Below are 18,942 nucleotides of genomic sequence, written 5' to 3'. Positions count from 1 at the left end.
TCTTACTATCTTACTCTGAAAAGCATTCTTGCACAAATCTTTTTATTACTTCTAACGCTTTTTGCTTTGTCTGATCATTCAAAAGCTGTTGCTTCTGTTCAATGACCAGCTTAACAATTGCACTACCAATCACAATACCATCTACAAATTTCTTAAGGTACTGGACCTGCTCTTTTCTTGAAACACCAAATCCTACCGCTACTGGTACCTTAGCCGAAGCTTTAACCACCGATAAAAAGCCTTCAATCTCCTCTGCAAATTGATCACGAATTCCTGTTACCCCAAGGGAAGAAATGCAATAAATAAAGCCACTTGCTTCCTGTAAAATATGTTGTATTCTCCGTTCAGATGTTGGGGCAACAAGAGAAATACAAGCAAAGCTGTGCTCCTGACAAACCTTTCTAAGCTCTCCGGCTTCCTCAAAGGGTAAATCAGGAACAAGCACACCACTTGCCCCCGCTTCTTTAGTAGCTTTAACAAAGCGATCTAGTCCATATTGAAGAATAGGATTATAATAACAAAAAGGGAGGATTGGAATGTGTACGCCAGCTGCTTTTAATTGTTTAATAAGCTTAATCCCTGCAGATAAAGACATCCCTTCCTCAAGTGCTTCTTTGGATGCCTGTTGAATAATTGGACCATCTGCTAAAGGGTCTGAGTACGGAATTCCTAGCTCAAGAATATCAGCACCAGCATCTTGTAGCGTAAGAGCAATATCAATCGTCCTATCTATCGACGGATACCCACCTACAATAAATGGAATAAACGCTGGTTTACCCCGCTCATTCTTAGCACTAATGGCTAATTCAATGGACTGAACACTGGAATGATGAATCACACTCATTTCTCTTCCCCCTTTCCAAGATACTGCTGTAATGTATGCACATCCTTATCACCGCGTCCAGATAGGTTAACAACGATAATCTGACCACTTTTGGCGTCCATCGCCTGCTTCTTAGCTTCAGCCAAAGCGTGAGCACTTTCAATGGCTGGTAAGATTCCCTCTGTAAGACATACCTCCTGTAATGCCTCTAGTGCCTCCTGATCTGTAGCACTTTGATACAATACTCTGCCTTGCTGGGCTAGGAAGGCATGCTCAGGACCAACTCCAGGATAATCTAAGCCTGCTGAAATGGAATGTGCCTCAAGGATTTGTCCCTCCTGATCCTGCAACACATACGTCATGGCTCCGTGCATCACACCAATCTTTCCTTTGGTGATAGTGGCGGCATGAAAAGGTGTACCTACCCCCTGTCCAGCTGCTTCAACACCAATTAACTCTACTGACGTCTCTTGAATAAACGGATGGAATATCCCAATTGCGTTGCTCCCTCCACCCACACAAGCAATAATTTGATCGGGAAGCTTCCCTTCTTTTTTTAGGATTTGCTCCTTTGTTTCATCACCAATAACTCTCTGGAAATCGCGCACCATTTTGGGATATGGATGTGGACCAACAACAGAACCGATCAGATAATAACAATCCTTCACCTTAGACACCCAATAACGAATCGCTTCATTGGTAGCATCTTTTAATGTTTGTGAGCCTGATACAGCAGGCACCACCTCTGCTCCAAGCAGCCTCATCCGAAATACGTTAAGAGACTGACGCTCCATATCCTCTTGACCCATAAAGACCTTACAGCTAAGACCAAAGCGTGCAGCTACCGTTGCTGAAGCTACACCATGCTGACCTGCACCTGTCTCTGCTATAATATGCTTTTTGCCCATTCTTTTGGCTAACAAAGCCTGACCAATCGCATTATTAATCTTATGCGCACCTGTATGGTTTAGATCCTCACGCTTTAGATAGATTTTTGCTTTTCCGCCCCAAAACTGACTTAAATGTGTTGCCTCATACAGGGAGGTTGGTCTACCTGAGTACTCTCTCAATAGCTCCATGTATTCCTCATGGAATGCCGGGTCTTTTATGGCTTCTTGATATGCTTCCTCCAGCTCCTCTAGCGCTAGCATAAGCGTTTCAGGTACAAACTTACCCCCAAACTTCCCAAATCTTCCAAGTGCATTAGGTTGATTTAATAACTGCTCCTGTTCCATTTTCCTCACCCATCCTTTCAATTAGCCGCTTCAATATCAAAGCATCCTTCTTCCCGTTAACCTCTGCACCGCTAGCTATATCTATTCCTCTTATACCATATCCTTGTATAAGCTCTTCCACATTTTCTGGTCGAACCCCACCTGCAATCCAAAGTGGCTTGCTCTTATCCGACAATTGCTCTATAAAATCAGCTAACAGTGGTAGAATTCTCCAATCGAAACGCATACCTGTTCCACCAACGCTTCCCTTCACCTGAGTATCTAACAAAAAAGCATCTACATGATTTACCCAGGTCTGAATATCTTGTTGTAGCTGCTCTACTTTTTGGACAAAAGCTTGTTCACCTACCTCCTCTATTCCTTGATTATGAGTAGCATCCCATCGCTTCATAACATCTGTGTGCACATGAAGAACCTTCCATATACTAAGCGTACCTTTGTATCCCTTCTTTTCCATTTCAAATCTATGTTTTTCAATTAATTCGTTTACTGTATCTAGTGATTCATTTCCATGAAGCTGAACAGTTTGTATCCCCGTTTGTCCAAGGATCTGAAGTATTTCATCAGCTTCCTGATTCAAGAAAACAGCTACTGCCTTTTCTAGTAAACTAGGGTATTCCTCAAGCCAGCTACTAACCTGCTCGGCTGAAACAACCCGTTTACTTTGCTTCGTAAAGATAAACCCTACATGATTAATTTGATCGCCATATGTCTGTAAAACCTTTAGATCGTCCCAACTTTGATTACCACAAATTTTAAGCTGTGCTCTACTCATAAAGCCTCTTTACCGCTTCAACAATATTCTCCTGACGCATAAAATGCTCACCGATTAGAAAGCCATGTACACCGATTCGGCTTAGCTCTACTATATCCTGCTTAGATTGAATACCACTCTCACTGATACATAGCACACCTTCTGGAATCATAGAGCGTAAATCCTTAGTGACCTCTATGGAAGTTTCAAAGGTATCCAAATTACGATTGTTAACTCCTATTAGCTTAAGATCAATCCCTTTTTCTTTTAAAGCTAATATACCGACAAGCTCCTCCCTATTGTGAACCTCAATCAGTACATCTAGCCCTACCTCAGTTGCTTGTAGATAGAGCTCCTCTAGTTGAGACAGACTTAAAGCTCTAGCAATTAGCAGGATTGCATCTGCCCCGAGCTCTACACTTTGCTCTACCTGAATAGGATCGACAATAAAATCCTTGCGTAGAATCGGCAACTGAACCTGTTCCTTAACCTTCCAGATATACTCTGGATCTCCCATAAAATAATCACGATCCGTCAGAACTGAAAGACAATCTGCTCCCGCTCTTTCATAATCAAGTGCAAGCTGGACAGGATCAAACTCCGAACGAATTAATCCCTTTGACGGTGAGGCCTTTTTTATTTCAGCAATTAGAGCGACGGTATGCTTTGGATTTTGGAGTGCTTCAACAAAAGGATAGCTTTGGATAGCCCGTGCCCTAGTCGTACCTTTAAACCCATACTTCCTGCTGTATAGCTCCTTAATTTCCTCCTGCTTCGTACTTAGGATTTTAGTAAGCATGCTTCATCTCTCCTTGTGCCTGAGCTAGCCTCTGATAATGTGCTAATACGTGCCCTTCTTCTACAAGCTTCTGGGCTAACTGTACTCCTTCCCCTATGGAGCCTGCTTTTTCCCCCACGTAAAGAGCTGCTCCTGCATTCAAACAAATGATATCCTTAGCTACATCCTCCCGCTTTCCGCTAATCACCTCACGAATGATCTGTGCACTCTCCTGAGGGGATTTTGCCTGAATCGCATGTAAAGAAGAACGTTCCAAGCCAAAGCTCTCAGGAGCAATGCTGTAGCTGGTTATTTGTCCATCCATCAATTCAGTCACTAGTGTTTCTGTGGCCATCGTACACTCATCTAACCCATCCTGTCCGTGTACAATTAGGACATGCTCTGAGCCCATCTCGTGAAGGGCTTCCGCCATTTTCAGACTATACTGGGGATCAAAAACCCCGATCACCTGTTGCTTGGCTCCAGCAGGATTTGTAAGCGGTCCTAACAGATTAAAAATTGAACGAAAACCAATTTCTTTACGTGTCGTTGCAGCAAATTTCATGGCCTGATGGTAAATAGGCGCGAACATAAAACACATATTGTTCTGATCTAACGCCTTTTTAATCTCTCCAGGTGTTAAGTCTACACTTATATCTAATTCTTGAAGCACGTCAGCGCTCCCTGTCTGACTAGTGACAGCACGATTGCCATGCTTGGCTACACGCAGTCCAGAGGCAGAGGCCACTAGAGCGCTTGCTGTAGAAACATTGAAGGTTTTTACTCCACCAGCTCCTGTTCCACACGTATCCACAATCGGATCTGTGTTGTCCATATAGATGGGCAGAGCATGATCCCTCATGGATTGAATCATGCCAATTAGCTCCTCCGTATCCACTCCTCTATAACTTAGAATGGAAATAAAGCTACTGATCTGAGCTGGCGTTGCCACTCCAGCAAGAATCAAATTCATGCACTCATACGTCTCTCCACGCCCCAAACGTTGATGAGCCATTAGTTTCCTTAACGTCTCTTTAAGCATAGCTTCTAACCTCCTGTTTCTTCTGCTCAAATAGCTGCTCCGCCAGCTGGATAGCTACTAGCATAGCACTAGCTTTACTTCTTGTTTCCTCCCATTCAAGCTCAGGAACCGAATCAGCTACAATACCTCCTCCAGCCTGCACATAGGCTATACCTTCCTTCACCACCATCGTCCGAATGGCAATACAGTGATCTAAGTTTCCAGTGTAGGAAAAATAACCGATCGCTCCCGCATACGCTTTTCGAGCATACTGTTCAAGCTCAGCAATAATCTCCATCGCTCTTATCTTAGGAGCACCTGAAACTGTTCCTGCAGGAAAGCAGGAGAACAGAGCATCCACAGCATCAACATCCTCTCTAAGCTCCCCCTCAACGGTTGAAACAATATGCATAACATGAGAAAAGCGATCGATTTCCATAAGCTTTGGTAGGCTCACTGTTCCATACTTAGCTACCTTCCCCACATCATTTCTCCCAAGGTCAACAAGCATATGATGCTCAGCTCTTTCCTTCTCATCCTGAAGGAGTTCCTTCTCAAGCTGTTGATCCTCCTCCATCGTTCTCCCTCTCTTTCTCGTTCCCGCTATAGGATTTGTCTCAATTCTCCTTCCCTCTACCTGCACTAAGCGCTCCGGTGAGCTCCCTACTAAAATCATGTCGTCTCCAAGATCAAGATAATAGAGATAAGGTGAAGGATTAACGGTTCTCAGGACTCGATAAACGTTAAACGGATCTGTCTTCAGCTCAACAGCAAAGCGCTGAGAAAACACCGTTTGAAATACATCACCTGCTCGAATGTACTCCTTGATCTGATCAATCGCTCGTAAGTAATCCTCCTTCCCCATGTTTGATTGGACCTGACTCCAATCAACCTCTGACTTATGCTGTGGCAATTGAAAGAAGTCTAATGTTTCAGCTTCATCCTGCTTAAGCACTGAATTTATCTTTTCTAATAAACGTTGGCATGCTCTGTGATAATGCTGAGTAACCTGCTCGCTGCTGAGGGGATCTTGCAATTGAAGATGAGAAATAAAAATAATCTCCTGCTGCAAATGATCAAAAGCAATCACTTCGCTACAAAAAAGCAGCCTGATATCATCAGTGAACCCATCCTGAATGACGTGCTCAGGAAGACTTTCAACAAGCTGAATGGCATCATAGCCAATAAACCCAACAGCTCCACCAGAAAACCTTGGAACACCGTCAAGCTGCGGAACCTGATAAGTCTTAAGAAGCTGCTTTAAAATAGCTAAAGGCTCTCCATCTACCTCCTCCACTTTTCTCTCAGGATAGAAATGGGTCAGAACAGCTTTTCCCTGCTTAACCGTAAAAATAAAGTCAGGGTCGTTTCCGATAAAGGAGTAACGTGCCCATTTTTCGCCACCTTCAATGCTTTCTAGCAAAAAGGAATGCTCCCCTCTTAGCCTTTGAAACAATCGTATGGGAGTCATTTGATCAGACCAGATTTTATAGCATATGGGGATCATAGAATACTTCTGATAGGAATTTTGAACATAGGATAAGGAAGGATAAAACGACATTAGAAACACCCCTTCAATTTGAAATCGAAGAGGAATGGATGAGGAAACCTAGACTACTTGAAAGCAGCTTAGGTTTATAAGCTATAACAATATTGGGGGCAGAAAAATTTAAAATATCTTAATGGTTAGACACTTGAATAAGCTATCAAATTCTTATTCAAGCAAGCATTATACCACTTTCATATGATACTCTCTATTTTTCTGAAAAATAAAAAACAGGACAGCAGCCCTGTTTATCTCTGCCTCTCCACTCATCTCAGCTTTCCTCAGCTCATTCTCTACTCCGCTAAACTAAACTCTCGGCTATCATTTTTCATGAATGACTTTCATTCAATAACTATTCTTTACTCACTTTGATAACGTTCATCAAAGACTTTCTTGAGGTCATTACTAATGATCTCTACTCAGCTACTATCTTAAGGCTAATTATTTACTCAGCTATTCTCAAGGCTAACACTCTAAGCTTCTTCCACATTAATAAATACAAACACACGCTAACTTATTGTCTAGACTAACTTTCTGCTATTCTACTTGAATACACGCGGTCACGTCAAGAATAAAAAATTGGATACTCTCAACAAAATGAAACGGGTAAAAAGTTCTTCATAATACAAATAAACTACTTATGGGCTTTAATCGCGTTAATAATCAACTCCGGAGCCACATCTGGAACAACCTTTCCATTACCGATATCCTCCAGCAATACAAGGTTTAAAGCTCCTGCCAGCACCTTCTTGTCTAAGTACATCTTGTCTAGGATCTGTTTCTCAGACCAATCCGTATTATAGGCTACAGGAAGACCATAGGAAGACAAAATCTCTTGAACCTGCTGCTTCAGATCATCCCTTCCATAGACGTATTCACTTGTCTGAGCAGCCATAACCATACCAATAGATACAGCCTCTCCATGAGTGTATTTCCCATACCCCCCAAGTGACTCAAGTGCATGACCAAACGTATGACCAAGATTAAGCAACGCTCTGATGCCCTCTTCTCTCTCATCCTTGGATACAATATCAGCTTTAATCTGACAGGCTACCCCTAACGCATGAGATAAAAAGGGTTCTTCTAGACCTAAAAGCTGAACTTTGTGCTCCGCAAGCCATTCTAGGAAGCTACGATCCTTGATTAGACCGAGCTTAATTACTTCAGCTAAGCCTGAAGCCACCTCTCTTTTAGGTAGACTTTTCAAAGTCATCGTATCGTAAATCACGGCTAAGGGCTGATAAAAGCTGCCGATTAAATTTTTCCCTAATGGATGATTCACGGCCACCTTGCCACCCACACTACTGTCATGAGCTAGTACAGTTGTCGGGAGCTGAATAAAGCCAACTCCCCGCATAAACGTACTCGCTACAAAGCCAGCCAAATCTCCGACAACTCCGCCACCTAGAGCTAAAACAATACTTCTACGATCCAGCTTTTGCTCTAAGGCGTAAGTGAGAACCTGTTCATATTGCTGTAGGGATTTGGATTCCTCCCCAGCAGGAATTGTATAAGAACAAACAAAATATCCTGCTTGTTCTAGCCCTTCCTTTAAACCGGTCAAATACCATGGTTCAACATGACTATCCGTTACAATGAGTAGCTTTTGCTTTGTTGTAACCTTCAGCTTTTCTAAATATGAGGGTAGCTCCTGCAATAAATGAGGACCTATCCATATCGGATAGGAGCGTTCTCCCAGCTTAACCTGTATCGTCTGTAAAGCCTCCATTAAAACTGCTTAGCCTCCTCAACATAGCTTTGTAGTAAGCTTTTCATCTCACCAATATGATCAGAGCCAAACTTCTCACAGAAGGCATTAGCTACCTCCCACGCCACTACGGCCTCTGCCACAACACTCGCAGCAGGAACGGCACAGCTATCAGAGCGCTCAATACTTGCTTCAAAAGGCTCCTTTGTATCAATATCTACACTTTGTAAAGGTTTATATAGCGTAGGGATTGGTTTCATTACACCACGTACAACGATAGGCATCCCATTCGTCATTCCACCTTCAAAGCCTCCTAAGCGATTCGTTTTACGGTAATAGCCTCTTTCCTCCGACCAAGCAATCTCATCATGAACCTCACTGCCTGGACGCTCAGCCGCTTCAAAGCCAATCCCTACCTCTACTCCTTTAAACGCTTGGATACTCATAATTGCTTGAGCTATTTTCCCATCAAGCTTACGATCCCATTGAACATGACTGCCTAAACCGATCGGAACTCCCGTAACAATGACCTCTACCACTCCACCAATCGAGTCGCCTTCCTCCTTCGCTTGATCAATAGCACGCATCATTTTTTCTGCTGCCTCTGCATCTAGGCAGCGCACAGGCGAATCTTCTGTTATACGTTTAATATCAGCGATGGAAAGCTCGTTTAAATCAGGGACAGCTGCCTCTACTGGCCCAATACGTCTAACATGACAGGCAACCTCAATATTGAACTCACTTAATAGCTTTTTGGCCAGCGAGCCACAGGCCACACGAATAGCCGTTTCCCTAGCACTTGAGCGCTCAAGAATATTTCTCATATCACGATGCTTATACTTAATAGCTCCGTTTAAATCCGCATGACCTGGACGAGGACGAGATACGGTTCGCTTGCCCTGATTTTCCTCATCAATGTGATCAGCTGTCATGATATGCTGCCAATGTGTCCAGTCCTTATTCTCAACTACAAGAGCTATTGGAGCACCAGTTGTGTGACCATCTCTAACTCCTGCTACAAACTGAACCTGATCTTTTTCAATCTGCATTCTTCTCCCACGTCCATAGCCCTTTTGACGTCTCTCCAAATCGTTATTAATTTCTGCCGTAGTTATCGGTAGAAAAGCAGGAACACCTTCAATGATAGCCGTCAATTGTGGACCATGTGATTCTCCAGCCGTTAAATATCTCATGCTATGACTCCCCCTTGCTTTATTTCAGGTTTTATTTCGCTTCACACTTCCCTTCTTTAAAGCGTCTAAGTAATAAAAATAATAGATGATATTTTCTCATTATATATGATTCAACTCTTGAAGAAAAGCTTAACTCTACCCAGCCCCAGTAAATACTAGTCTTTCTTATAAGTTAGCAAAAAAGCTCCCTCAGAGGAGCTTACTTACTATTTTTAGATTGGGGCAATGTTTTCTTAATAAGATACTTATTCCTACGGTAGAGGAACTCACCAATGAAAATAGAGCACAAAGAAGCGACGACAACCTGTAGAACAGGATGATATACCTCTACCAATAACCACAGTACGGCAAAGCTAGATAATGTGCCTAACAATAGACCTGTTATCATTAAAAAGGAGTAGGCAAAAAAATCAGCTTTCATATCCTTTAATAATCGACTTTTAAATAATTGCCTTATCCCTTGTCTATAAAACAGATACGATAGAAACATGATACAAATCACTTCAATAACCATACATTCTCCTTACTTGGTTTACCTATTGGTTTTGCGGTAAAAAAACGTATCTACTGATTCTAGCTGAAATTGATCTGGATGAAAAATTTGCTCCGTGCTTCCGACAAACAAAACCCCACCTGGCCTAAGAGCCTTTGAAAACTTATCATACAAAGTTGCCTTAGCCTCGTCCGTAAAATAGATCATCACATTCCGACATAATATGAGATCAAATTTTTCCTCAAACTTATCTGAAAGAAGATTCTGCTTTGAGAATTGCACTCTGCTTTTAATTTCATTAGATATCTTAAACTGCCAATCATCCTGTTTAAAATATTTATTAACATATTCCTTCGGAACACCTTGCAAGGCCCGTTCAATATATGTGCCCTGCTTGGCTTTCTTGAGGACATTTTCATCAAGATCTGTAGCTATAACCTTTATGTCAGCTAAAGGCTTAAACTTATTCATTAGCATGACCAAAGAATATGGCTCCTCACCTGTTGAACAGGCTGCACTCCAAACCTTTAGCTTAGGATTTTCTTTATAGAGCTGTGGAAGGATTTTATTCTCAAGAACCTCCCAACGATTATAATTCCGGAAAAACTCAGATACGTTAATCGTCATTTTATCTAAAAACTCAGTAAATAGCGAAGAATCCTTATGTAACGCCTCGAAGTAGGCACCAAAGGTTTTATAATTTCTTTTTTCTCTTAAGGATGTAAGTCTTCGTTTCATCTGAGCTTCTTTATATAAACTGAGGTCAATACCTGACTTAGCTTTGACATTATGTATAAAACTGATAAAATCCTGATCCTCCAACCGACCTTCCCCCTTTTAAACCTATCCTAAATATATCATGATTAATCAAAAAAAAAAGCCCGAAAACGGACTTTTTTCGATTCAATTTTACAAATTACATCTATTTCGAGCTATTTTATACCCATTTATTGATATCTTTTGCGTAGCTTACAAGCTCACTCTCGTTAAAGAAAAGATTAACTTCTCTTTCCGCACTTTCAGGAGAATCAGAGCCGTGAATAATATTCATGCCTACCTGTACACTATAGTCACCACGGATTGTCCCAGGTGCTGCATCCACAGGATTTGTTTTACCCATCATCTCACGAGCTACCTTAATCACATTGTCTCCCTGCCATACCATAGCAAATACAGGACCGGATGTAATAAAGCTTACAAGCTCACCAAAGAAAGGTCTTTCTTTATGCTCACCATAATGCTCCTCAGCAAGCTCCTTGGAGATATGCATAAGCTTAGCTCCTACTAATTGATAGCCCTTCTTTTCAAAACGTTGCACGATTTCACCGATTAAGTTACGTTGAACACCGTCAGGCTTAACCATTAAAAATGTTTTTTCCATACTTGTCAGCTCCTAATCATATGTATACATAATTTGTATGATTCATCACACCACTTGAAATTGTATCAAAAACACTTCTGAAAAACAATAAACGCTTACAAATTTCGTAGGATTAGTTTTTGTGGTCCATCTTTTTCTCATGAAAAGTCATTATGAGAACAGAGAACAGACTTAAAAATCCCTCTTTTCAATAAACTGTGTAATCTTGAGGAACATTTCTTTACTGCGTGAATTTTCTAAAGCTTCAAGGGCCTGTCTTGCTTTGGCTAGATATTTTTGGGCGACCTGCTTGGCTTGATCAATGCCACCACTTTTTTTAATCAGCTTAATCACATAGGGCATATCAGGCTTTGGCTGCTCCATTTCTTTAATCACTAACTGACGGGTATCCCCCTGCTTAAACGCTTCTAATACAGGTAGGGTAATATTACCTTGGAGCAAGTCACTCCCAGCTGGTTTTCCTAGCTGCTTTTCTGTTCCTGTGAAATCCAGTATATCATCGGTAATTTGAAAGGCCATGCCAACATAGTATCCGAAATAATAGAGAGCCTTGCTCTGCTTTTCTGAAACGTCACAGGCTAATCCACCAAGCTGACAGCAGACGGCCATAAGTAAAGCTGTTTTCCTTTTAATACGCAAAAAATAAGTTCTATGGTTCTGATCCCAATTGTATAAGGATCTAATTTGCTCAATCTCTCCCAAGCACACCTCATTAATGGATTTAGCAAGAATATGATGAATTCTAGCATCCTTCAGCTTACAGATGATCTCGATAGATTTCGCTAAAATATAATCACCAGCGTACATGGCCACTCGATTATCCCACTTCGCTTTTACGGTTAGCTGCCCTCTTCTTGTATCTGCATGGTCTATAACATCATCATGAACAAGTGTAGCCATATGAATCAGCTCTAGAGCAACGGCAACATGCTTTAGCCGTTCAAGGTTGTATTCTCCATTTTTTCCCCCTAGCAACACAAAAACAGGGCGGATTCTTTTTCCCCCAGCATGAAGCAAATGAACAGATGATTCCTGTAATACAGCTTGAGACGTATCTAGAGAGTGGCTCAGCTCATCCTCAATGAACTGGATATCTGATTTAAGTTCTTTATAAATATCTAATAAGTTCATTATGTTCCACCTTAATCTCTATTTTCAGCTTGCCATCTCTATTTACATATTACCTTGTTCGGCTGCCACAACTCAACCTTGCTTGGCTCTGGAAGCAAACCATTTTGATAGGACAGCTCATAGAATGTTTCAAGACCATCAATATGATCCTTAGTAAAATCGTAGGACAAACCAGCAAAGTATTGATCCCAAAAGGCAAAGCTTCCCCCATACATGCGGCAAGCCTCCTCAACTAGGGGTTGCCTATTTTGTACAGTTATCCGTTTACTTTCTATAAAAGCTTGTGAAAGCTCCTCTATCAAAACGGATCTAGAGGAAGCTACCGTTTTTTGAACAACCCAAACAGCGAAGGTCATCCTTTTACCTGTGTACTTATGCCAAAGCTCTCCTAAATCATACGTATATAGGTCTGGCTCCTGCCAATTCGCTCGTATGGCATCATCTCCAATTAACAGTGCTGCCTCATGCTCCTGCAGCATCTCTGTTAGGCTAGGAGTCATCGTTTGGTAGGTAACATCAATCTGAATAAAAGACTTTAAAATAACCTTTAATAAAGCTATAGATGTAGCCGAGCTTGAAGTCAAAGCGATAGAGGCCCCATTAAGCTCATGAATCGGTTTTTTTGAAAATAAGAAGATCGACCTTACTTTCCCTTTACTACTTACAGACAGATCAGGAAGTACAAGATATTGCTTACTGTTGAGAGCATAGGCAAAAGAAGAGATTGGTCCAGCGTCAAGCTCTCCAGTCAGCATCTTTTTATTTAAGCTAGCAGGTACCTCTGACACAAAAGCCATGCGTTCCTTTAATTGATCAATGGGAAGCGAAAAATAAACGGGAAGGGCATTTGCATAATTGATTTTTCCGACCTTTAGCATTTTACTCCTCCCCCCAGCGTTTAAATAGGTTGTGTTCAACCTGTAAGGAATCTAACGCTTTTCCAACCAAGAAATTGATCAAATCATCCATCGTTTTTGGCAGGTGATAGTAACCTGGCATGGCAGGTAAAATTTTTCCTCCTGCTTGGGTAACCTTTAGCATATTTTCTAGGTGAATCTGATTTAAAGGGGTCTCTCTCGGAACAAGGATAAGCTTTCGACCCTCTTTAAGCATAACATCAGCAGCCCGCTCCAAAAGATTACCTGAAGCACCATGTGCTATACCTGATAAAGTGCCCATAGAGCAAGGGATGATAATCATTCCTTCGCATTGATATGAACCACTAGCTATAGGTGCGTTAAAATCACGCAAAGTATGATAGTGCAGCTCTCCGCCATACGCTAAAAACTGCTCTTCAATCACTTGTTCACGATTAGACGTATCAAGCTCAAGCTCTTCTTTAAAAACCTGCCAGCCTGCTTCAGTAATAATTAAATGAACCTTATGTCCTAGGCTTAGAAGGTTTTGAGTTAGACGAACTCCATATATGCCACCACTGGCCCCGGTAATACCAACAGCAAAAATTCTTTGATTACGCTCACCTGCTATTCCCTGCTTCTGTGTTAGTTGTGTTGTTTGTTCCTTTACATTGTTTGTCATTGTAAGATCACCAAATCTGTTATAGTAAATACAAAAATAACTACACTAAGTATTCCATTCATGGTAAAGAAGGCCACATCAACCTTTGATAAGTCATTAGCCTTTACTAAGGAATGCTCATATATCAGGATTCCTGCTGCGACAAAGCAGCCTATCAGATAAATCCACCCTAGGGGAGTAAAGAAATATAATGAAAATAAAAGTCCTGCTGCTAGCACATGAGAAACCCTTGATATCCATAACGCTTTAGCAACACCAAAGTAACTAGGAATGGAGTAAAGGTTAGCCTTTTTATCAAACTCGGTATCCTGTGTAGCATAAATAATATCAAAGCCTGCTGTCCAGAACAAAATAGCTAGAAAAAGCAGTACGGACTCCCAATGAAGAGTACCCGTTGCTCCCACCCAGCCTCCTAACGGGGCTAAAGCGATCGCTATCCCCAGTATATAGTGGCAGGCCCACGTAAACCTTTTGGTATAGGAGTAAAGCACAAGAAAAAACACGGCTACAGGAAGAAGCTTAACAGCTAGTGGATTAAGCATATAAGCGGAAACAAATAAAAGAATGAAGGAACCAGCGATAAAAAGAAGGATTTCCTTACTCGTTATCTTCCCTGCAGGAATAGCTCTTGTACTAGTCCTAGGATTCTTAGCGTCTATAAAGCGATCAATTTGCCTGTTCAAAGCCATAGCTGCACTTCTTGCACCGACCATAGCCAGCACAATCCAAAAAATCTGCCCCCATGTTGGCCAGCTAGAAGCATGGATACCATCACCCGCTTGAAAAGCAATTTGGGTCCCTAGGATAGCCCCAACAAAGGCAAAGGGTAGAGCAAATATTGTATGCTCAAACTTGATCATTTCTAGAATAACTTTAAATTTGTTCACACCTACACCTCTTCGTCCTTCTTATAGCCAATATGAAGAGCAGCAATGCCTCCGAAGAAAAGATACGTTTCTACCCTTTCAAGGCCAACCTCTTCAAAGATTCGTGCTAATTCCCTGCTATCAGGAAAGCTCTTTAAGGATTCAGGCAACCAGCTATACTGCTCATAGCGATTAGCGAACAGCTTCCCTAGAAGAGGCAGAATATAATTAAAGTAGGCATAATAAACCCATTTAAATGGAGCAAATATCGGCTTTGATAGCTCTAGTGAAACAACCATTCCCCCGGGTTTTACAACACGCTTCATTTCACTCAAAACCTTTTTAATATCAGGGACATTACGCAAGGCAAATCCAATCGTAGCATAATTAAAGGAATGATCCTTGCTAGGTAGATCCATCGCATTGCCATGGATATATTGAACATGCTCTAGGTTACCCTCTTTTTTGCGTTTTTCTTCCCCAATATCAAGCATATTTTGACTGAAATCTAGGCCAATGACCTCACCTTTCGAGCCGACCGCTTGTCCTAGGCTAATCGTCCAATCGCCTGTCCCACAGCAAACATCCATCGCTTTTTCACCAGGTTGGACATTCAATTTCTTCATCGTAAATTTCCGCCATGCTTTATGACGGCGAAAGCTTAATAATGAGTTCATGAAATCATACTTAGGAGCAATATTTTCAAATACTTGATGAACAAATTGTTCCTTACTTTGATTCTGTTTTGTCATTTCTTCTCTCTCCATCTTTTCGCTTATGTCTAGAATAGCTTGTGCAGGAATTTCACTTACACCTTTAACAAGAGTGGGTTGTTTGTGATCCATCTAGCCAAAGGGATAATTCATTCTGAATGCTTTCAGAAGAAAAGCCTTTAAGAAGTGCATTTATCTCTGCAAGTAAGCCATCTATTTGCCGCTCATTTTCGTCTATATCCTTCCAAAAAGACAATTGAGTCAGCAGACTATTCATTTGAAACCATTTTTCCTCTGCTTGGAACCAGCTTAGGACATGCTCCGTTAAAAGCGCTTTAAGCTTGTCTAGCTTATAACGATACTCCGTTTCGGAGAACACTGCTTTATTGACATGTAGCTCCATTTTTAACTCATTCATTTCCTGTATCGCCTTTGCCCATTTTTGTATCAAGTCTATCTCATTATGCTCAGCGAGAAACAGATAGTAGTAGCTACTAAAGTAATCACCAGATAACACAGTTAATTGCCGAGTTGTAACCGCCTGTTCCTCCTGAGTGACGATCGGTACATCATCATGAGTATCAAGTCCGAGCTGTACAAAAAGCTGAGATTTTACGATGATACTCTTTTGCCTCTCACTCACACCAATGCTAGTTAAAAACAGGTAGGTCAAATGAAGCTGTAGTTTATTTATTGGTGGATATGTTACATACTCCTGTACAAATGGATGGAACGCTCGCTCTTGAACCTCCCTAATCAACTGCTGTAATACCTGACTATACTGTGATTGAGCTAATATCATCTTAATCCTCCGCACTAATCATTAAACATCCAAGCTTTTATGTGAAACATGTAGCATTTTATCATCTGAACCAAGTATACCAAATATGCTCGAATTCCTCCATCTAATCCGCTTTTCTCCGAAAAAACAGATTATTTAAGGTCATCAAACTCCCATCCCGTTCCAAATATTGTCCTTGTACTCTGCAGAATCTGTTCCTCATAAGGCCCATGCGCTATATCCAACTGCTGATCTGTGTCGAGAGGATTTGCTAGAAAAGAAGTACGTTCACTTTCAACGGAAAGCAGCAGTCTATTTTGCGACTCTGAAAAGTGGATGAAACGGATATAGACATGCTCTATATTTGTAGAGGCATGATAGACTGAATCAAGCAAGGTGTAAGCGTCTTTAAAGATCGTTTGCTGCTGCATAAATTGATGGCTAGATGAGCCATCAAGGGAAACATGGGCTTTGATAAATAGAGAGTTCCCCTCAATCTCCATTTGCTTATAGCTAAACTCCATCGGAATAGACTTCATAAAAGAAACAAGCGTCTTTTTTGAAAGAATTATAGGCTGCTGATTTATAAAGACGGGCTGTTCAGCACGAGAAATCATATTTTGCGTGAAGCCAAGACCTTCATCAGAAAAAAAGGCAAAAATCCAGCCAAGACCTAAAGCCATACATGTCGCTATTGTCAATCCTTTTATTACTTTCAATAGATCTCCCTCCTCCGTAATATCTATTCCAGATCTATAGGAAAATAGACGTATGAAAAGAGGAACAAAAGATCAGATTAAGAAAAGCTTCTATCGAAGCCCTCTCGAAGCGGTTGTCTAGTCCATCATTAGAGGAAGCTTTTACATGCAGTCAGAATTTGAAGAAACATTGTATCAAATTTTATAAATTCTGTTAGTAAAACTAAGAAAAGCTTCGAATCGAAGCTTCCTTTAGTCATTCATTATCTACTATTCACTTACATGACAACGTTATTGAGCATGCTCAGGTTTCTGGCTTTTCAGAGTAAATAACCCCATATGGTGTATGAATCTCTGCTTTACCTCTAACTTTAACGGCTGACGTGTGCTCTGTAAATTGAGCAAACATGACCTCGCCCTTATCCAGCTTTTCTGAATGATGAAAGCGAGTGTCTTTTCCTCGAGTTAACCCAATAACATTGACTCCGTTTTCCTGAGCCTTGATCACGAGAAAATCATTAGCTTTTTCCACCTTCCAATCCTCCTTCATACAAATGATTATTCTATCAGTAGCTTAATTTTTGATCAGACTCATTACTTCAGCGCGAGCTGCCGCATCATGCTCAAAACAGCCACGCACGGCCGATGTAATTGTTTTGGCTCCAGGCTTACGCACTCCACGCATAGTCATGCACATATGCTCTGCTTCAATAACTACAATGACTCCATGTGGATCAAGCTTGTCCACAATAGCTTCAGCAACTGTTGTTGTAATTCTCTCCTGCAGCTGAGGTCTTCTAGCTACAGCTTCAACAGCTCTAGCAAGCTTACTCAGACCAGTAACCTTCCCACCGCGAGGAATATAGCCTACATGGGCCTTTCCATAGAAGGGCACTAAATGATGCTCACACATCGAGTAAAAAAGAATGTCCTTAACAAGAACCAGTTCCTCATGATCCTCTCCAAAAACAACATCAAAATACTCCTTTGGATCCTGCTCTAACCCCGCAAACACCTCAGCATACATTTTAGCTACGCGTTTTGGAGTATCCACTATTCCCTCTCTGCTTGGATCATCTCCAATTCCTTCTAGAATCATCGTTACTGCCTTCTCTATTTTATCTAAATCAAATCGACTCACAGCTTTTCCTCCTAGTACATCACTATTCAAGTTTTATTCTCTTACGTTTCAATGCTAACAATTCATTGAAAATATAGCATACTTCGATAGCGCTAGTAAAGCAATCAGCTGAATGATTACACAATAACATGATGGAACAAAAATATACTGGAACAAATTGAACAGGGAGGTGCGTAAACTATATCAATGACTCAAGTATAAGGAGGACTTATGGAATCGAGTTTGTATGAGACTTATCTAGCACAGCTTGGCATTGGGGGAGCACATCCTGGTGGCTTCGGGTTTACAAAGCAATTTTTAGAACAAGAGAGGCTCCACCCCCATACAGAACTACTTGATGCAGGCTGTGGAACGGGGCAGACAGCATCCTATATTGCGTCTCAATATGGTTGTAAAGTAACAGTTATTGATCATAATGAGACGATGCTTGAGAAAGCTACACAGCGTTTTTCACGAGATGGACTATCGATCCATTCCGTACAAGGAGATGTACAACAGCTTCCGTTTGAACAGCATAGCTTTGACTTTGTTATTACCGAATCTGTCCTTATTTTCACCTCAGTCCCTCAAAGCATTAAAGAATTATACCGAGTATTAAAGCCAAATGGAGCTCTCATACTTTTAGAAATGACAGCTGAGTCCCCCAGTATCGGAAAAAAGCTAGATGAATTTAAAAGCTTCTATAACATTGAGCATATACCAACAGAACAGGAGTGGCTTAAGTTATTAATAGACGCTGGATTTACCAAAAGTGAGGTGCGTGGAGGAGAATCTGTTGCCAGTGCTCTTGCTAAGGCTACTGCTCCTTCTCAATCAATAGAGCCTATGGATCTAAACCCTTCAAAGACTCTCCATCCACAACTAGAGCATATCCAGCAAAAGCATCAGCTGTTGACCATGACACACGCTCAAGAGATAGGCTATCGCTTATATAGAGCTGAGAAAAAGGTATAAGAAAAGCTTCTATTGAAGCCCTCTCGAAGAAGTCGTCTAGTCCATCATTAGAGGAAGCTTTTCTTGCCGTCAGAAAGTATAAAATTTGAAGGAAACATGGTATCAAATTTTATACTTTCTACCCTGAAAATTAACACACCAAGTATAAGTGATATATGTTTTTGGGCAATATGAAACTAACCCTCAC

At 41.2% G+C, this 18,942-nt stretch carries 21 protein-coding genes; 1 reads left to right on the top strand and 20 read right to left on the bottom strand.

The features are described 5' to 3' along the window. Positions 1–10: 10 nt before the first annotated feature. From trpA to folE, 20 genes are all read right to left on the bottom strand, one after another. Positions 11–844 carry a tryptophan synthase subunit alpha gene (gene trpA, locus J2S11_RS06760; protein WP_307392647.1) on the bottom strand — a complete coding sequence of 278 codons (834 nt, stop codon included), beginning with the start codon at positions 842–844 and terminating at the stop codon, positions 11–13. Further along, the gene (gene trpB, locus J2S11_RS06755) at positions 841–2,058 is read right to left on the bottom strand and encodes a tryptophan synthase subunit beta (protein ID WP_307392645.1); all 1,218 of its coding nucleotides are present in this window, start codon (positions 2,056–2,058) and stop codon (positions 841–843) included. Before trpB ends, trpA begins: the two co-directional genes overlap by 4 nt. Further along, the gene (locus J2S11_RS06750) at positions 2,027–2,833 is read right to left on the bottom strand and encodes a phosphoribosylanthranilate isomerase (RefSeq protein ID WP_307392643.1); all 807 of its coding nucleotides are present in this window, start codon (positions 2,831–2,833) and stop codon (positions 2,027–2,029) included. Before J2S11_RS06750 ends, trpB begins: the two co-directional genes overlap by 32 nt. Beyond that, positions 2,826–3,611, bottom strand: coding sequence for an indole-3-glycerol phosphate synthase TrpC (gene trpC / locus J2S11_RS06745; protein WP_307392641.1), 786 nt, complete (start codon positions 3,609–3,611; stop codon positions 2,826–2,828). The genes J2S11_RS06750 and trpC overlap by 8 nt, the downstream gene beginning before the upstream one ends. Continuing rightward, positions 3,601–4,632 carry an anthranilate phosphoribosyltransferase gene (trpD, locus tag J2S11_RS06740; RefSeq protein ID WP_307392640.1) on the bottom strand — a complete coding sequence of 344 codons (1,032 nt, stop codon included), beginning with the start codon at positions 4,630–4,632 and terminating at the stop codon, positions 3,601–3,603. Before trpD ends, trpC begins: the two co-directional genes overlap by 11 nt. Next, on the bottom strand, positions 4,625–6,172 hold the full coding sequence (trpE, locus tag J2S11_RS06735) for an anthranilate synthase component I (RefSeq protein WP_307392638.1): 1,548 nt from the start codon (positions 6,170–6,172) through the stop codon (positions 4,625–4,627). The genes trpD and trpE overlap by 8 nt, the downstream gene beginning before the upstream one ends. Positions 6,173–6,791: 619 nt before the next feature. Next, positions 6,792–7,886, bottom strand: coding sequence for a 3-dehydroquinate synthase (gene aroB / locus J2S11_RS06730; protein WP_307392637.1), 1,095 nt, complete (start codon positions 7,884–7,886; stop codon positions 6,792–6,794). Next, on the bottom strand, positions 7,886–9,058 hold the full coding sequence (gene aroC / locus J2S11_RS06725; RefSeq protein WP_307392635.1) for a chorismate synthase: 1,173 nt from the start codon (positions 9,056–9,058) through the stop codon (positions 7,886–7,888). Before aroC ends, aroB begins: the two co-directional genes overlap by 1 nt. Before the next feature lie 199 nt (positions 9,059–9,257). Beyond that, positions 9,258–9,572, bottom strand: coding sequence for a hypothetical protein (locus J2S11_RS06720; RefSeq protein ID WP_307392633.1), 315 nt, complete (start codon positions 9,570–9,572; stop codon positions 9,258–9,260). An 18-nt stretch (positions 9,573–9,590) separates the two neighbouring features. Then, positions 9,591–10,373, bottom strand: coding sequence for a CheR family methyltransferase (locus J2S11_RS06715; protein WP_307392631.1), 783 nt, complete (start codon positions 10,371–10,373; stop codon positions 9,591–9,593). Positions 10,374–10,488: 115 nt separating this feature from the next. Next, entirely contained in the window at positions 10,489–10,932 is a 444-nt protein-coding gene (ndk, locus tag J2S11_RS06710) for a nucleoside-diphosphate kinase (RefSeq protein ID WP_307392629.1), read from the bottom strand. 171 nt (positions 10,933–11,103) lie between these two features. After that, positions 11,104–12,063 carry a heptaprenyl diphosphate synthase component II gene (gene hepT, locus J2S11_RS06705; RefSeq protein ID WP_307392627.1) on the bottom strand — a complete coding sequence of 320 codons (960 nt, stop codon included), beginning with the start codon at positions 12,061–12,063 and terminating at the stop codon, positions 11,104–11,106. A 38-nt stretch (positions 12,064–12,101) separates the two neighbouring features. Further along, a complete protein-coding gene (locus J2S11_RS06700; RefSeq protein ID WP_307392625.1) occupies positions 12,102–12,941 on the bottom strand; it encodes a menaquinone biosynthetic enzyme MqnA/MqnD family protein in 840 nt (279 codons plus the stop codon). 1 nt (position 12,942) lies between these two features. Then, on the bottom strand, positions 12,943–13,602 hold the full coding sequence (locus J2S11_RS06695; RefSeq protein ID WP_307392623.1) for a UbiX family flavin prenyltransferase: 660 nt from the start codon (positions 13,600–13,602) through the stop codon (positions 12,943–12,945). Continuing rightward, positions 13,599–14,489, bottom strand: coding sequence for a UbiA-like polyprenyltransferase (locus J2S11_RS06690; protein WP_307392622.1), 891 nt, complete (start codon positions 14,487–14,489; stop codon positions 13,599–13,601). The genes J2S11_RS06695 and J2S11_RS06690 overlap by 4 nt, the downstream gene beginning before the upstream one ends. A 2-nt stretch (positions 14,490–14,491) precedes the next feature. Beyond that, positions 14,492–15,313 (bottom strand): demethylmenaquinone methyltransferase, encoded by an 822-nt coding sequence (locus J2S11_RS06685; RefSeq protein ID WP_307392620.1) that lies wholly within the window; start codon positions 15,311–15,313, stop codon positions 14,492–14,494. Further along, positions 15,285–15,983, bottom strand: a complete 699-nt coding sequence (locus J2S11_RS06680; RefSeq protein ID WP_307392618.1) for a heptaprenyl diphosphate synthase component 1 — start codon at positions 15,981–15,983, stop codon at positions 15,285–15,287. Before J2S11_RS06680 ends, J2S11_RS06685 begins: the two co-directional genes overlap by 29 nt. A gap of 131 nt (positions 15,984–16,114) precedes the next feature. Further along, complete coding sequence (locus J2S11_RS06675; protein WP_307392616.1) at positions 16,115–16,681, bottom strand: hypothetical protein; 567 nt, start codon at positions 16,679–16,681, stop codon at positions 16,115–16,117. A 283-nt stretch (positions 16,682–16,964) separates the two neighbouring features. Then, positions 16,965–17,192, bottom strand: coding sequence for a trp RNA-binding attenuation protein MtrB (mtrB, locus tag J2S11_RS06670; protein WP_307392614.1), 228 nt, complete (start codon positions 17,190–17,192; stop codon positions 16,965–16,967). Between the two features lie 42 nt (positions 17,193–17,234). After that, complete coding sequence (gene folE / locus J2S11_RS06665; protein WP_307392612.1) at positions 17,235–17,801, bottom strand: GTP cyclohydrolase I FolE; 567 nt, start codon at positions 17,799–17,801, stop codon at positions 17,235–17,237. Between the two features lie 210 nt (positions 17,802–18,011). Between folE and J2S11_RS06660 the strand changes: the two genes are divergently transcribed. After that, positions 18,012–18,755 carry a class I SAM-dependent methyltransferase gene (locus J2S11_RS06660; RefSeq protein WP_307392610.1) on the top strand — a complete coding sequence of 248 codons (744 nt, stop codon included), beginning with the start codon at positions 18,012–18,014 and terminating at the stop codon, positions 18,753–18,755. Positions 18,756–18,942: the final 187 nt, after the last annotated feature.

Origin of the sequence: Bacillus horti, assembly GCF_030813115.1 — a bacterium.
Lineage (GTDB): Bacteria > Bacillota > Bacilli > Caldalkalibacillales > JCM-10596 > Bacillus_CH > Bacillus_CH horti.
This window is presented reverse-complemented; position numbering and strand designations above follow the sequence as displayed.

Bases quoted from the DNA above. Each gene is read 5' to 3' on its own strand.
- J2S11_RS06685 (WP_307392620.1), bottom strand. From the start codon at position 15,313: ATGGATCACAAACAACCCACTCTTGTTAAAGGTGTAAGTGAAATTCCT.
- trpD (WP_307392640.1), bottom strand. From the start codon at position 4,632: ATGCTTAAAGAGACGTTAAGGAAACTAATGGCTCATCAACGTTTGGGG.
- J2S11_RS06680 (WP_307392618.1), bottom strand. From the start codon at position 15,983: ATGATATTAGCTCAATCACAGTATAGTCAGGTATTACAGCAGTTGATT.
- trpB (WP_307392645.1), bottom strand. From the start codon at position 2,058: ATGGAACAGGAGCAGTTATTAAATCAACCTAATGCACTTGGAAGATTT.
- aroC (WP_307392635.1), bottom strand. From the start codon at position 9,058: ATGAGATATTTAACGGCTGGAGAATCACATGGTCCACAATTGACGGCT.
- J2S11_RS06695 (WP_307392623.1), bottom strand. From the start codon at position 13,602: ATGACAAACAATGTAAAGGAACAAACAACACAACTAACACAGAAGCAG.
- J2S11_RS06700 (WP_307392625.1), bottom strand. From the start codon at position 12,941: ATGCTAAAGGTCGGAAAAATCAATTATGCAAATGCCCTTCCCGTTTAT.
- trpE (WP_307392638.1), bottom strand. From the start codon at position 6,172: ATGTCGTTTTATCCTTCCTTATCCTATGTTCAAAATTCCTATCAGAAG.
- aroB (WP_307392637.1), bottom strand. From the start codon at position 7,886: ATGGAGGCTTTACAGACGATACAGGTTAAGCTGGGAGAACGCTCCTAT.
- J2S11_RS06720 (WP_307392633.1), bottom strand. From the start codon at position 9,572: ATGGTTATTGAAGTGATTTGTATCATGTTTCTATCGTATCTGTTTTAT.
- J2S11_RS06750 (WP_307392643.1), bottom strand. From the start codon at position 2,833: ATGAGTAGAGCACAGCTTAAAATTTGTGGTAATCAAAGTTGGGACGAT.
- J2S11_RS06660 (WP_307392610.1), top strand. From the start codon at position 18,012: ATGGAATCGAGTTTGTATGAGACTTATCTAGCACAGCTTGGCATTGGG.
- ndk (WP_307392629.1), bottom strand. From the start codon at position 10,932: ATGGAAAAAACATTTTTAATGGTTAAGCCTGACGGTGTTCAACGTAAC.
- trpA (WP_307392647.1), bottom strand. From the start codon at position 844: ATGAGTGTGATTCATCATTCCAGTGTTCAGTCCATTGAATTAGCCATT.
- trpC (WP_307392641.1), bottom strand. From the start codon at position 3,611: ATGCTTACTAAAATCCTAAGTACGAAGCAGGAGGAAATTAAGGAGCTA.
- hepT (WP_307392627.1), bottom strand. From the start codon at position 12,063: ATGAACTTATTAGATATTTATAAAGAACTTAAATCAGATATCCAGTTC.